This window comes from Rossellomorea sp. NPDC077527 (assembly GCF_044542955.1).
Taxonomy (GTDB): Bacteria; Bacillota; Bacilli; order Bacillales; family Bacillaceae_B; genus Rossellomorea; species Rossellomorea aquimaris_E.
Window position 1 is genome coordinate 137,637 of sequence record NZ_JBITVL010000001.1, and the last position, 13,718, is coordinate 151,354.

A 13,718-nucleotide genomic window follows, 5' to 3' on the forward strand; every position below is an offset into this window, starting at 1 on the left:
AGTCCATGGAAGTCAAGCTTCATGATATTGGGGAAGGCATGACCGAAGCCAATATCAATCACTTTCTTGTGAAAGTGGGGGATGTCGTGAGAGCGGATCAACCACTTGTGGAAGTTCAGACAGATAAAATGACGGCGGAAATCCCGGCACCTTTTTCAGGTGTGATCAAGGAGTTTACCGTGAGTGAAGGAGAAACGATCCCCGTCGGGTCGACGGTCCTGTTGATGGAAAAGGAATATAGTGGTGATAGCCGCCGTATCGTTCCCAAAACCTCGCAGGTCATGAAGAAAAAAAGGATCCTTGCTTCACCGTATACAAGAAAGATTGCGAGGGAAAATGGAGTCAACATTGAAGAAGTTATTGGCTCCGGGGCGGGTGGACGAATCGTCGATGAGGATGTCCTCCTTTACATGAAAGGAGAACGTGCGACAGCTCCCAAGCAGGTGGAAGTACGTAAACCGGTTGCCCCTGCAGCATCTGTGGAAACTGACGTGAAGACGATTCCTTTCCGGGGTAGACGCAAGCAGATTGCTTCCAAAATGTCACAGTCACTCAGGACGATCCCGCACTGTACCCATTTTGAAGAGATCGATGTGACGAATCTACTAATCTGGAAAGATACGATGAAATCGTCTGGACAGTCCATTTCCATGGGGGCATATTTTATCAAAGCCCTTTCTGTATGTTTGAAAGAGTATCCGATTTTCAATGCACGCCTTCATGAAGAGGAAGAGTGTGTGGAGCTTCAGCCTCACCACAATATCGGAATCGCAGTCGATACCGACGAAGGCTTGATCGTACCTGTCATCAAGCAGGTGGAAGGAAAAACGATGAAAGAGATACAGGCAGAAATGAAGGATCTCACCGTCAAAGCACAAGAAGGCAGGCTCACCATGAACGAAATCAAGGGTGGTACGTTCACGGTCAGTAATGTAGGGCCGTTGAACGGTTCCATCGGCGCCACTCCGATCATTAACGAGCCGGAAGTTGCCTTAGTCGCTTTTCATAAAACGAAGAAGCGTCCGATGGTGAATGAGAAGGATGAAATCGTGGTCCGCTCGATGATGAATGTATCCATGTCCTTTGATCACAGAGTAGCGGATGGCGGAACGGCCGTGAAGTTTACGAATCGATTAAGAGATTTGATTGAAGAACCCCAATCCATGCTGTTGGAGTTGATGTAAATGGTTGTGGGAGAGATTACAGAAGAGAAGGACGTTGTTATCATCGGCGGTGGTCCCGGGGGTTATCACGCAGCTATCAGAGCCGCTGCCCTCGGTAAGCAGGTAACGCTAATCGAACGGGAGGATCTGGGGGGAACCTGTTTAAATAAAGGGTGTATCCCATCTAAAGTATTCACCCATTTTGCCCAGGAATTCAAAAAGACGAAGCACCTGAAGGAAATGGGAATGGAGTTTGGAGAAGTGGAGGCGAACCTCTCTTCTCTTCAACACTATAAAAATAAAAAAATCACCCAGTTAAGAATGGGTGTAGAATCCCTATGCAAAGCGAATAAAGTGGAGGTCGTGAAAGGATCGGCTTCCTTTCTGTCAGAATCCCGTATCGGGGTAGAAAATGGTCATGAGTTTTCCCTCTTCAATTTTAAAGAGGCGATCGTGGCAACAGGCGGTGATTTTCACTATCCAGATGGAGTCCTGTTCAATTCGGGGTGTGTCCTGAAAGAAAGGGAGATTTTCAATCTGGAGGAAATTCCCGAGGAACTGATTGTGTATGGCGCAGATTATATTTCACTTGAAATCTCGTCGGTTTTTTCTCTATTAGGAAGCCGTGTCACTCTCGTCTTACACGATGAACTTCCCTTTGACTCAGCCATCACAAAAGAACTGTTCAGGCAGTTGAAAAAGCAGAAAATCAATGTCATCAAGAATTCCCAACTGCGAACGGCCAAAGAGAGGGACGGACACGTCATCGTTGAACTTGAAAAAGACAATGGAGAAACAGTCTCAATCGAAGGCTCTCACTTTGTTATCAGCGGCCAAGTCAAACCGAACCTGACTGATCTTGGGCTCGACCGTCTCCGCATAGAGGTAACGGAGAATGGGTGTATCCGGGCAGATCGGGAGGGACGGACCTCCATTCCGCATATTTGGGCAATCGGGGACGTCACGGAAGGTCCGTCCCTCGCAGTGAAAGCGATCAAGCAGGGGAAGGTAGCAGCGGAGGCGATGGCTGGGCTGAAGGTGGAAGTGGATATGCAGTTTGTGCCGACGGTGGTGCAGATGAGTTCACCGATTGCATGTGTCGGTCTTACCGAAGAGGAAGCACGGGAAGAAGGTTATTCTGTCACAGTGAGTGAGAACCCTGTCAGGGGAAATGGGTACGCACAGCTGACGGATGAAAAGGATGGATTCGTGAAAGTCGTGTCAGACAGTGAAACGGATGTGATCCTTGGTGTTCATATCATGGGTACGGGAGCGGTCGAGCTTATCACATCAGGTGTGCTTGGCCTTGAAATGGCAGCGAGGGATGAGGACTTTCGCTTTCCACTCTATCCCCATCCAAGTATGAATGAAAGTGTACTTGAAGCGATGGAAGGTTTAAAAGGGGACGCTGTACATATGCCTCCCAGAAAAAAGGAGCTTGCCAGGTAAATGAGGGACGGACTTCATCACAGAGAAGCGTTTAAGCTTTACCGGCCGCTCTTGAGAAGTTCGATTAAACCATTTACTATATATTCAGAATATGCAGATTAATGGAGGGGTTAGGATGCAAGAGAATGTAGCGAAAAAACAGGAAAAGGTAGAAGATATTTTTCCGGTAAGAGATGTTGACTACTTAGAATACTATACTGGAAATGCGAAACAGGCTGCTCATTTCTTCTGTACAGCATTCGGTTTTAAGACTGTTGCCTATTCAGGACTCGAAACAGGAAATCGTGACACAGTATCCTATGTACTGCAACAAAATAAAGTGCGATTGCTCATTACAGGAAGCCTGCACGAAGGCAGCCGAGTGTCCCAATTCGTGAAGCAGCACGGGGACGGTATCAAAGACATCGCTCTTGTTGTGGATGATGTTGAAAAGGCTTACAATGGAGCGGTTTCCCGAGGCGCCATCGAAATCATGCCTCCTTCCACACTGGAAGACGATCACGGACAAGTGAAGAAAGCCGTCATCGGTACATATGGGGACACGATCCATACACTTGTAGAGCGTAAAGATTACAAGGGGATCTTCATGCCAGGTTTTGAAAAGTATGATACTGCCCTGAAAAATGAAGATGCAGGTATCATCGCGGTCGATCATGTCGTCGGAAACGTGGAACGCATGGAAGAGTGGGTAGAATATTACGAAAAAGTAATGGGCTTCAAGGAAATGCGTCACTTCACGAATGAAGACATAACAACCGAATACTCAGCCCTGATGTCCAAAGTCATGCATAACGGCGGACGCATCAAGTTCCCGATCAATGAGCCTGCTGAAGGGAAACGTAAATCACAAATCCAGGAATATCTTGAGTTTTACGGCGGCCCGGGCGTGCAGCATATCGCCATCCTGACAGAAGATATCGTGAAGACTGTCGGCATTCTGAAAGAGAATGGCGTAGAGTTCCTAAACACGCCGGATTCTTATTACGAGATGCTTTCAGAGCGTGTGGGTGAAATCGATGAAGAGATTTCAAAAATCAAAGAGTTGAATATTTTAGTAGACCGTGATGACGAAGGCTACCTGCTTCAAATTTTCACGAAGCCGATCGTGGATCGTCCTACATTATTCATCGAAGTGATCCAGCGTAAAGGGGCCAGAGGATTCGGGGAAGGGAACTTCAAAGCACTTTTTGAATCCATCGAGCGCGAGCAGGAACGAAGAGGAAACTTATAAAAAATAGATAGATCATATATAACGGGGGTCAAAGGACCGGTCAGGGGGTTAACTCATGAAGAGATCAGCTACTTCAACCCTTCATCTCATACACATGACAGGTGAAGGGTTGAAGATAAGCTGACACATGAGTCAACCCCCTTCATCCATGAGGAAAGAGGGGATGCATGTATGTCATTGAAGTTCAAGACAAGGGAAGCCGTCACACATATTGCTCCATATGTGCTGGGGAAGACGCTTTTAGACTTACAAAAGGAGCATGGTCTGAATTCAATCAGGAAGCTGTCAGAAAATGAAAATATATACGGCTGCTCCCCGAAGGTGAAGCAGTGGTTTAAAGAGGATGGTAGCGATTTGTTTCTGTACCCGGACGGGGCAGCGGTCGATTTAAGTCAAAAGGTTTCGACGTTTTTGGGAGTCCGGAAAGAGCAACTTGTATTCGGTAATGGCTCGGATGAAGTGATCCGATTGTTGACGAGGGCCTATTTAAGCAGTGGGGACGAAGCCATCATGGCTGATGTGACGTTTCCAAGGTATCGAACCAATGTGCTTTTAGAAGGGGGTACTCCGGTTACGGTGCCACTCATTGACGGGACCCATGATTTAAAAGGGATGCATGATGCCATCACCTCAAACACGAAGCTGATCTTTGTATGTAATCCCAATAACCCGACCGGAACAATCGTCGGGAAGAAAGAACTCCTGGAATTTATCGAAAGCATCCCTTCGCACATTCTTGTCGTAGTGGATGAAGCCTATATGGAGTATGTGACAACAGATGATTATTTAGAAACCCTGCCGCTTTTATCGGCATTTGATAACCTGATCGTCCTCAGGACATTTTCAAAGATATATGGTTTGGCGGGGTTAAGGGTCGGATTCGGGGTCATGAATGAAGAGATTGCAGAACAGCTACGTAAAGTGAAGGACGTCTTCAATGTAAATACGGTTGCCCAGAAATCTGCAATCATTGCCCTGGAAGATCAGGCGTTCATTAGAGAGTGCACCCATAAGAATGAAAAGGGACGACTCTATATGGAAAGAGAATTCGACAGACTTGGAATCTCGTATTTTCCGTCTCAGTCGAACTTTATCATGGTCGATACGGGAATGAATGGAGACATCGTTTCTTATGAATTGGTGAAAAGAGGGATCGTTGTCCGTTCAGGAACACTTCTCGGCTATCCGACAACGGTTCGGGTCACGATCGGAACAGAAGAGGATAATAAGCGATTCATCCATGCAATGGAAGACATTTTACAAAATGGAGGGGTGAAGTGAGTGGATATTAAACCCCAGACGCTCGAATGGCAGGCAGCGTATAAATTGATGATCGGTTCGATTCTGCCAAGGCCGATTGCCTTTGTTTCATCCCTTGATGAAAAAGGAAATGCAAACCTGGCACCATATAGCTTCTTTACGGCGATTTGTGCTGAACCCATGCTCGTATGCTTCTCCCCGATGAGAAGAGGGAAGGATGGCAGCAAAAAGGATACCCTTCAGAATATTGAGAAGACGAAGGAATTCGTCATCAATATCGTCAGTGAAGAGTTTGTAGAGGAAATGAATAACTGTGCCATTGAATTTGAAACAGAAGTGGATGAATTCGAACAGGTCGGTCTGACGAAGAAGGAATCCGTCACGGTAAAGCCTCCGGGAGTCTTCGAGAGTAAGGTTCAATTGGAATGCGTTCTTCATGAAGTTCTTCACTTCGGTGACCACCCTGGAGCAGGGAGCCTGGTCATCGGGAAGGTAGAATGTGTGAGAGTCGATGATGAGCTCTATTATGATGGAAAAATAGATTCAGAGAAACTGAAACCTGTCGGCAGGCTTGCCGGTCAGATGTACACCAAACCATTATCCGATTCATTTGAATTGATACGAAAAAGGTGATGACACGTGAAGCTGGTCAGTTTTTTAATAGAAAGAGAAGTTAGGGCAGGGATCCTTCAGGATGATCTGGTCGTGGATATCCATGCTGTAAGCGATGGCTCGCTCCCAAAAGACATGATATCAATCATTGAACTGGGGAATGAAGGCTTAAAACGGCTGAAAGAGCTTGGCACCTTTTCAGAGGGGGAAAAGGGAGTGCACCCTCTACGTGAGGTCACCCTGAAGTCGCCGATTCCAAGACCTGTCAGCATTCGCGATTTCTATGCATTTGAAGAGCATGTGAAAACCGCCCGTAAAAGGAGGGGGCTTGATGTGGTGCCGGAATGGTATGACATCCCCGTCTTCTATTTCACGAATCATTTAGCGGCTAAAGGCCCTCTTGATCATATAGAAAAGCCGGCTGACTGTGAGTGGCTCGATTATGAACTAGAAATCGCCTGCGTCATCGGTAAGGAAGGCAGGAATATTCCCCGAGAGAGTGCCGAAAACCATATTTATGGGTACCTAATCATGAATGACTGGAGTGCAAGGGACATCCAGAAGCATGAAATGAAGGTCGGACTTGGTCCCGCGAAAGGAAAGGATTTCGCTACTTCCTTCGGTCCGTATTTGGTGACGAAGGATGAACTGGAGTCCTATCGAACGGGAGACCGGTTTGATCTTTCCATGACGGCAAAGGTAAATGGAACCCTCTTATCTGAGGGGAATTACAAGGATATTCATTACACATTTAGTGACATGATCGAGCGCGCATCGAAAGACGTCACTCTGTATCCTGGTGAGGTCATCGGGTCGGGTACGGTAGGAACAGGCTGCATCCTGGAACTTGGAACAGAAACACATCCGTGGTTGAAGGCCGGAGATGTGGTAGAGTTGGAGATTACGGGATTGGGAGTTTTACGGAACACGATTGCAGAGAGAAGAGAGGAGGATGAACATGTACTATCGTCAACTGGGGAACATACCTCATAAGCGTCATACGATGTTTAAAAAGGACGATGGCTCGCTTTACAGGGAGCAGGTCATGGGGACAAAGGGGTTCTCAGGGACACAGTCCATTTTGTATCATCATCATTTGCCTACGGCTGTGGCGAAAACAGAGTATTTAGGGAGCTATATGCCGGAGTTTGAGGAAGAGGGTGCCCTTCGCCATCGACATTTCTTTACCGACAAAGTCGAGAAGGAAGGCTGTGCTTTAAAGAGCCGTGAGTACCTACTCGGGAATTCGGATCTGCTGATCGGTACCGCTTATGTCACGGAGGAAATGACGAATTTCTACCGGAATGGTGACGGGGATGAAATGCTGTATATCCATTTTGGTAAAGGGCAAGTGGAGACGATGTTCGGAACCATCACGTATGGGAAAGGTGACTATGTGGTAATCCCGATCGGAACCATCTACCGTGTAGTGCCTGAAGAAGACACGAAAATGCTGATCGTCGAGTCCTTCAGTCAGATCACGACTCCCCGGCGCTACCGTAATGAGTACGGCCAGCTATTGGAGCACAGTCCGTTTTGTGAACGGGATTTAAGAGGACCTGAGAAGCTCGAAACGAAGGATGAAGAGGGCGAATTCGAAGTGATCACGAAATCAAGAGGTGCCCTTCATTCACACGTATTAAATCATCATCCTTTGGATGTAGTAGGCTGGGATGGATATTTGTATCCATGGGTATTCAATATTGAGGATTTCGAGCCGATCACTGGTCGTGTCCATCAGCCGCCGCCTGTTCATCAAACGTTTGAAGGTCATAACTTTGTTGTGTGCTCATTTGTACCGAGATTATATGATTATCATCCGGAATCGATCCCGGCTCCTTATAATCACAGCAATGTGAACAGTGATGAACTCCTGTACTATGTAGAAGGAAACTTCATGAGCAGAAAGGGGATCAAGGAAGGTTCTATCACCCTGCACCCAAGCGGGATCCCCCATGGACCACATCCTGGAACGACAGAAGCCAGTATTGGGAAAAAAGAAACACTCGAGCTTGCCGTCATGATCGATACGTTCAAGCCATTGAAGATTGTAAAAAAAGCACATGATGTCGAAGATCCGAATTATATGTTTACGTGGGTGTGAAAGTAGAATCAATCCAAAGGCCTGGCTGCTTGGATTGATTCTTTTTTATTTGTATAGAGTTTAAAGAAGGATTGGTCCCTCATTGGGAAAATATATTTTTTTTCGAGATATTATGCATCATCGTCGCCATGATGAACCCGGCATTTGAGTCGTGTATCCATTACAGAAAAGGGGAACAAGCTAGGTCGATTTCTTCTGGGTGACCAGACCTTTAGGTTGATAAAAATTCAAACAAGTATCTAAATCGAAAATAAGGTTCTCAATTATAAAAAATAAGTGAGAATAAATCAGTCATTTACACACAGGTCTAATTTCCCCTGAAGCCGTGCCCCTACAGGATTTTGTCGAAAGATTTTCTGAAGGGCACCTCCCCCCATTCTGAACCACTATTCACCCCGAAAAATAAAAAAATCCAAAAAATATTTTCACTCCATAAAACTCCACTAGGACAAAGATGTAAGCGTTTACTTATAATCAGATTAATCTAAATAGTCAAATAATTTATAAAAAGCCTGTTGACCTTACCGGAAAACGGGAGTAATATTGTCCTCAATAAAAAAATCTTGAGCCACCGGGAAGCGGCAGTAACAACCAAATCAAGCCGATTGCATCAGGCTCCGGGTCAGCGAACTATCGTTGTATAAATAAATTTCTGAATAATCAAATAAATTACAGACTGGAAAGGAATGATTAACATGAACGAACAGTGGATCTACTTAGACGGACAATACGTAAAAAAGGAAGACGCCGTTGTATCAGTGTACGACCATGGTTTTCTATATGGAGATGGAGTGTTCGAAGGGATTCGAATGTACGACGGGAACGTATTCCGTTTAGAAGAACATGTTGATCGCCTTTATGATTCGGCCAAATCGATCATGCTGAATATCGAAATCTCGAAACAGGAGATGAGTGATATCATCGTCGATACATTGAAAAAAAATCAGCTGGAAAATGCCTACATACGTGTGGTCATTTCTAGAGGTGTTGGAAACTTGGGACTGGATCCATTTACTTGTAGAAAGCCACAAATCATTGTCATTGCGGAGCAACTGGCTTTGTTCCCTAAAAGCTTATATGAAACGGGCATCGATATCGTAACAGTGGCGAGCCGCCGAAATCGTGCGGATGTCCTTTCTCCAAAGGTTAAATCCTTAAACTATTTAAATAACATTCTCGTTAAAATCGAAGCAAATCTCGCTGGTGTAAGTGAAGCATTGATGTTGAATGATCAAGGGTATGTTGCGGAAGGATCAGCGGACAATATCTTCATTGTCAAAAAAGGAAAGATCCTGACACCGCCTGGATACGTTGGGGCACTTGAGGGCATCACCCGAAATGCCATCATCGAAATTGCCGAAAAATTAGGATTTGAAATGAAAGAAGAAGTCTTCACCCGTCATGATGTATACACAGCGGATGAGGTGTTCTTAACAGGAACCGCCGCCGAGGTCATTGCCGTTGTCAAAGTGGACGGACGTGTGATCGGGGATGGGAAACCTGGGGAATATACAAACCAATTATTGCAGGAGTTCAGAAATACTGTCACGCAAGATGGAAGAAAAGTTTACAAACAAAATGCACAAGTTGGCTAAGTGGGAGGTGATGACGTGCGAAGTGACATGATCAAGAAAGGAATCGACCGGGCTCCTCACCGCAGTTTACTATATGCGACAGGTGTGAAGCTCGAAGACCTGGAAAAACCATTCATCGGAGTATGTAACTCTTACATTGATATCATTCCAGGTCATATGCATTTAAACGGATTCGCTCAGGTTGTGAAAGAAGCGATCCGGGAAGCAGGCGGGATTCCATTCGAATTCAACACGATCGGTGTTGACGACGGAATTGCCATGGGGCATATCGGTATGAGGTACTCGTTGCCGAGCCGCGAATTGATTGCCGACTCAGCAGAAACCGTCATCAATGCTCACTGGTTCGACGGAGTATTCTACATCCCGAACTGTGACAAGATTACACCGGGAATGCTGATGGCATCAGTCAGAACCAATGTCCCTTCCGTTTTCGTATCGGGAGGCCCGATGGAAGCAGGAGTATCAAGTGAAGGAAAGCCATTATCACTTGTATCTGTTTTCGAAGGGGTCGGTGCCCATCAGTCAGGAAGGATGACGGCGGAGCAGCTTCTCGATATCGAAGCCAATGCCTGTCCGACATGCGGATCTTGCTCAGGGATGTTCACGGCGAATTCAATGAATTCCCTAATGGAGATGCTCGGAATGGCTCCACCGGGAAATGGAACGATTGTCGCTACTTCTGAAGAGCGGCATCAACTAATCAAGGACGCAGCGAAATACCTGGTTGAAATGGTGAAGAAAGACATCAAGCCGAGGGATATCATAACAGAAGACACCATCGATGATGCATTCGCTTTAGACATGGCGATGGGAGGTTCAACGAATACCGTCCTTCACACACTTGCAATTGCCAATGAGGCGGAGATCGATTATGACATCAACCGGATCAATAAAGTGGCTGAACGGGTCCCTTATCTGTCCAAGATAAGCCCGGCCTCCGATTACTCTATGCAGGATGTACACAATGCCGGAGGGGTCAGCGCCATCATTAAAGAGCTGTGCGAGATGGAAGCCGTACACAGGGATCGAATCACCGTTACCGGAAAATCACTTTATGAAAATGTAAAGGATGCTCACATTCAAAATGATGATGTTATCCGTCGGAGGGAAAATGCACACAGTCCTGTCGGAGGGTTATCCGTCCTATTCGGGAATATCGCTCCGGATGGAGGCGTCATCAAGGTAGGGGCAGTCGATCCATCCATCAAAACATTCATGGGGGAAGCGATTGTTTACGAGTCCCAGGATGACGCGCTGGCCGGAATTGAAAGCGGGGAAGTGAAAGAAGGTCATGTCGTGGTCATCAGGTATGAAGGACCAAAGGGCGGTCCTGGAATGCCGGAAATGCTGGCCCCGACAGCAGCCATCGCAGGACGCGGCCTTGAGAAGAAGGTTGCACTCATGACCGACGGAAGGTTTTCTGGAGCATCCCGGGGCATATCGATCGGCCATGTCTCACCGGAAGCGGCTGAAGGCGGACCGATCGGGATCGTGGAAAATGGAGATCCCATCTTCATTGATCTGACGAATCGGACAATTTCCTTGATGGTATCAGTAGAAGAGTTGAAGTTCAGACAACAGGAATGGGTACAGCCTCCTCCGAAAATCAAAAAAGGTTATCTGGCAAGATACGCAAAGCTTGTGACATCAGCAAGTACCGGTGGCATCTTGAAAACAGAATAGATAAGAAAGCGTTGAAGAGGTAAAAGGATTGGAAATCGTATTTTCAGAGAGCTGGTGGAGCTGCGAACCAGTAATACAACCAATACCGACATCCCCTCTGAGTATCGTTCTGAACCATGTAAGTAGGAACGATCGAGTAGATGATACTCGTTACAAAAACAAAGGCTGGTGAAACCGATCAGCCTGCAAAGGGAGATGCTTTTCGTCGTCTCTGAACTAGGGTGGTACCGTGGAAAGGATAAAGACCTTTTCGCCCCTGCGAAAGATGAACTCTGTCGTAGTGGGTGGGAAGGTCTTTTTTGTTTGAATTAAATGGATGAACAATGCTCAGGGCAAATATCAAACATAGCTTTTAAAAAAGGAGAGGAGAGATAGGCAATGAGGGCAAAAGTTGAGGCAGAACCGGCTTCACAGACACTGACAGAAAACATCAATGGTGCTGATATGCTCATGAAGGCTTTGAAGGAGGAGAAAGTTGAGATTCTGTTTGGATACCCTGGGGGAGCGGTCTTGCCGATTTACGATGCTCTTTACAAAGCCCCGATCAAGCACGTACTCGCCCGTCATGAACAAGGGGCCATCCACGCAGCGGAAGGATATGCCAGGGTATCGGGTAAGCCAGGTGTCGTCATTGCCACGTCGGGACCGGGAGCGACCAACCTCGTGACAGGGATTGCAGATGCCATGATGGACTCACTGCCACTGGTGGTCTTTACTGGTCAGGTGGCTTCGGGGGTAATCGGCACAGATGCATTCCAGGAAGCAGACGTTGTCGGCATTACGATGCCAATCACAAAGCATAATTATCAGGTTCGGGATATTAAAGACTTACCGCGAATTGTGAAGGAAGCCTTTCATATCGCATCAACTGGAAGACCAGGGCCTGTACTCGTGGACATTCCGAAGGACTTGACCCTTCAACATGCGTATCAGGTGCGAGAAGTAGAAATGGATTTACCAGGGTATCAGCCTAACTTCTATCCCAACCCTCTTCAAATCAAGAAGCTGGTTGATGCAATCAAGGTGTCGAAGCAGCCCGTCATTTTAGCAGGAGCGGGAGTGCTTCACGGGAAGGCATCCGAGGAGCTGAAGGCGTTCGCAGAACAGTATGACATCCCTGTGATACACACCCTGCTCGGACTGGGGGGATTTCCGGCTGATCACTCGTTGTTTCTTGGAATGGCGGGCATGCACGGGTGTTATGCCAGTAATATGGCCATCCACGAATGTGATTTGCTCATCAATATCGGTGCACGGTTTGATGACAGGCTGACAGGAAATCTTTCCACATTTGCACCACGGGCGAAGGTGGTTCACATCGACATCGATCCTGCTGAAATCGGGAAGAACGTTGAAACCCAGATCCCGATTGTAGCAGATGCGAAACAGGCTCTCGAAAAACTTCTGCAGCATGAAACTGAAAAACCTGATTTTGATGCCTGGCATCACCATCTGCGCTCTTACAAACGGGAATATCCTTTCTGGTATAACCAGGCTCACGATGTGCTTTCTCCTCAGCGCCTGATTGAGCAGGTATATGAAATGACGAACGGGGAAGCAGTCGTCACAACGGATGTCGGACAGCATCAAATGTGGGCGGCGCAATACTACTCTTTTAAAAAGCCGAATAACTGGGTCACATCCGGTGGACTTGGAACAATGGGATTCGGTTTCCCGGCCGCAATCGGTGCGCAATTAGCGAATCCTGACAGTACGGTGGTTGCTTTTGTAGGAGACGGGGGATTCCAGATGACTCTCCAGGAGCTTGTTCTCCTGAAAGAGCTGAATCTGCCCGTGAAAGTGGTACTGCTCAATAACGGGACGCTAGGGATGGTAAGGCAGTGGCAGGAAACTTTCTTCGAAGAGAGATACTCACAATCAGTATTCTCCACTCAGCCTGATTTTGTAAAACTGGCTGAATCTTATGGAATCAAAGGGTATAAAGTGAAAACCCAGGAGGAAGTCGATTCCGTTCTGAAAGAGGCCTTGACGAGTGATGAACCGGTGCTCATCGACTGCTGGGTGAATCCGAAGGAAAACGTCTACCCGATGGTGGCTCCAGGAAAAGGATTACACGAAATGTTAGGAGTGAAACCATGAGGAAACGGATTGTAACGGCCCTTGTTCATAACCGGAGCGGTGTGTTGAACCGGGTGACCGGATTGTTTACGAAACGTCAGTTCAACATTGAAAGCATCTCGGTCGGGTACACGGAGACCGAGGGTATTTCAAGGATGACGTTCGTTGTCAACGTAGAAGACGACAGGAAAATCGAGCAGCTGTTAAAGCAACTCCATAAACAAATCGATGTCCTCAAGGTTTCTGACATCACGGATCAAGGAGTGGTCGCCAGGGAACTGGCCCTCATCAAAGTGTTGAGTACAGGGCAGACCCGATCCGAAATCAATGGCATTGTCGAACCATTCAGAGCCGCCATCATTGATGTTGCCAGGGACAGCGTAACGGTTCAGGTGACGGGGGAGACATCCAAGATCGAAGCCATCATCGATCTGTTGAGACCCTACGGAATCAAGGAAATCGCCCGGACCGGCATCACGGCATTCGCAAGAGGTAACGGAAAATCCGTCACGGATCTGAAACAGTATTCAATTGTGAACTAA

At 46.9% G+C, this 13,718-nt stretch carries 11 protein-coding genes and 1 other annotated feature; all 11 genes read left to right on the plus strand.

Annotated features, from left to right (window positions below; translation table 11 throughout):
* The first annotated feature begins 5 nt into the window (after window positions 1–5).
* Window positions 6–1,184: a dihydrolipoamide acetyltransferase family protein gene (locus ACIGG7_RS00665; protein WP_397548382.1), complete on the plus strand. Its 1,179-nt coding sequence runs from the start codon at window positions 6–8 to the stop codon at window positions 1,182–1,184.
* On the plus strand, window positions 1,185–2,612 hold the full coding sequence (lpdA, locus tag ACIGG7_RS00670) for a dihydrolipoyl dehydrogenase (RefSeq protein WP_397548383.1): 1,428 nt from the start codon (window positions 1,185–1,187) through the stop codon (window positions 2,610–2,612).
* A 115-nt stretch (window positions 2,613–2,727) separates the two neighbouring features.
* Window positions 2,728–3,843 (plus strand): 4-hydroxyphenylpyruvate dioxygenase, encoded by a 1,116-nt coding sequence (hppD, locus tag ACIGG7_RS00675; protein WP_224941939.1) that lies wholly within the window; start codon window positions 2,728–2,730, stop codon window positions 3,841–3,843.
* A gap of 171 nt (window positions 3,844–4,014) precedes the next feature.
* Window positions 4,015–5,124 carry a histidinol-phosphate transaminase gene (hisC, locus tag ACIGG7_RS00680; RefSeq protein ID WP_397548384.1) on the plus strand — a complete coding sequence of 370 codons (1,110 nt, stop codon included), beginning with the start codon at window positions 4,015–4,017 and terminating at the stop codon, window positions 5,122–5,124.
* Window positions 5,125–5,736, plus strand: a complete 612-nt coding sequence (locus tag ACIGG7_RS00685; protein WP_397548385.1) for a flavin reductase family protein — start codon at window positions 5,125–5,127, stop codon at window positions 5,734–5,736. It abuts the gene before it with no gap.
* A gap of 6 nt (window positions 5,737–5,742) precedes the next feature.
* Entirely contained in the window at window positions 5,743–6,708 is a 966-nt protein-coding gene (locus tag ACIGG7_RS00690) for a fumarylacetoacetate hydrolase family protein (protein ID WP_397548386.1), read from the plus strand.
* Window positions 6,668–7,819, plus strand: a complete 1,152-nt coding sequence (locus tag ACIGG7_RS00695) for a homogentisate 1,2-dioxygenase (protein ID WP_397548387.1) — start codon at window positions 6,668–6,670, stop codon at window positions 7,817–7,819. Before ACIGG7_RS00690 ends, ACIGG7_RS00695 begins: the two co-directional genes overlap by 41 nt.
* A gap of 695 nt (window positions 7,820–8,514) precedes the next feature.
* Window positions 8,515–9,414, plus strand: a complete 900-nt coding sequence (gene ilvE / locus ACIGG7_RS00700; RefSeq protein WP_397548388.1) for a branched-chain-amino-acid transaminase — start codon at window positions 8,515–8,517, stop codon at window positions 9,412–9,414.
* 15 nt (window positions 9,415–9,429) lie between these two features.
* The gene (gene ilvD / locus ACIGG7_RS00705) at window positions 9,430–11,097 is read left to right on the plus strand and encodes a dihydroxy-acid dehydratase (RefSeq protein WP_397548389.1); all 1,668 of its coding nucleotides are present in this window, start codon (window positions 9,430–9,432) and stop codon (window positions 11,095–11,097) included.
* A gap of 2 nt (window positions 11,098–11,099) precedes the next feature.
* Window positions 11,100–11,358, plus strand: a binding site (T-box leader).
* A 117-nt stretch (window positions 11,359–11,475) separates the two neighbouring features.
* Window positions 11,476–13,197, plus strand: a complete 1,722-nt coding sequence (gene ilvB, locus ACIGG7_RS00710) for an acetolactate synthase large subunit (RefSeq protein WP_397548390.1) — start codon at window positions 11,476–11,478, stop codon at window positions 13,195–13,197.
* Entirely contained in the window at window positions 13,194–13,718 is a 525-nt protein-coding gene (gene ilvN, locus ACIGG7_RS00715; RefSeq protein ID WP_034761039.1) for an acetolactate synthase small subunit, read from the plus strand. The genes ilvB and ilvN overlap by 4 nt, the downstream gene beginning before the upstream one ends.

Bases quoted from the DNA above. Each gene is read 5' to 3' on its own strand.
- ACIGG7_RS00665 (WP_397548382.1), top strand. From the start codon at position 6: ATGGAAGTCAAGCTTCATGATATTGGGGAAGGCATGACCGAAGCCAAT.
- lpdA (WP_397548383.1), top strand. From the start codon at position 1,185: ATGGTTGTGGGAGAGATTACAGAAGAGAAGGACGTTGTTATCATCGGC.
- hppD (WP_224941939.1), top strand. From the start codon at position 2,728: ATGCAAGAGAATGTAGCGAAAAAACAGGAAAAGGTAGAAGATATTTTT.
- hisC (WP_397548384.1), top strand. From the start codon at position 4,015: ATGTCATTGAAGTTCAAGACAAGGGAAGCCGTCACACATATTGCTCCA.
- ACIGG7_RS00695 (WP_397548387.1), top strand. From the start codon at position 6,668: ATGAACATGTACTATCGTCAACTGGGGAACATACCTCATAAGCGTCAT.
- ilvE (WP_397548388.1), top strand. From the start codon at position 8,515: ATGAACGAACAGTGGATCTACTTAGACGGACAATACGTAAAAAAGGAA.
- ilvB (WP_397548390.1), top strand. From the start codon at position 11,476: ATGAGGGCAAAAGTTGAGGCAGAACCGGCTTCACAGACACTGACAGAA.
- ilvN (WP_034761039.1), top strand. From the start codon at position 13,194: ATGAGGAAACGGATTGTAACGGCCCTTGTTCATAACCGGAGCGGTGTG.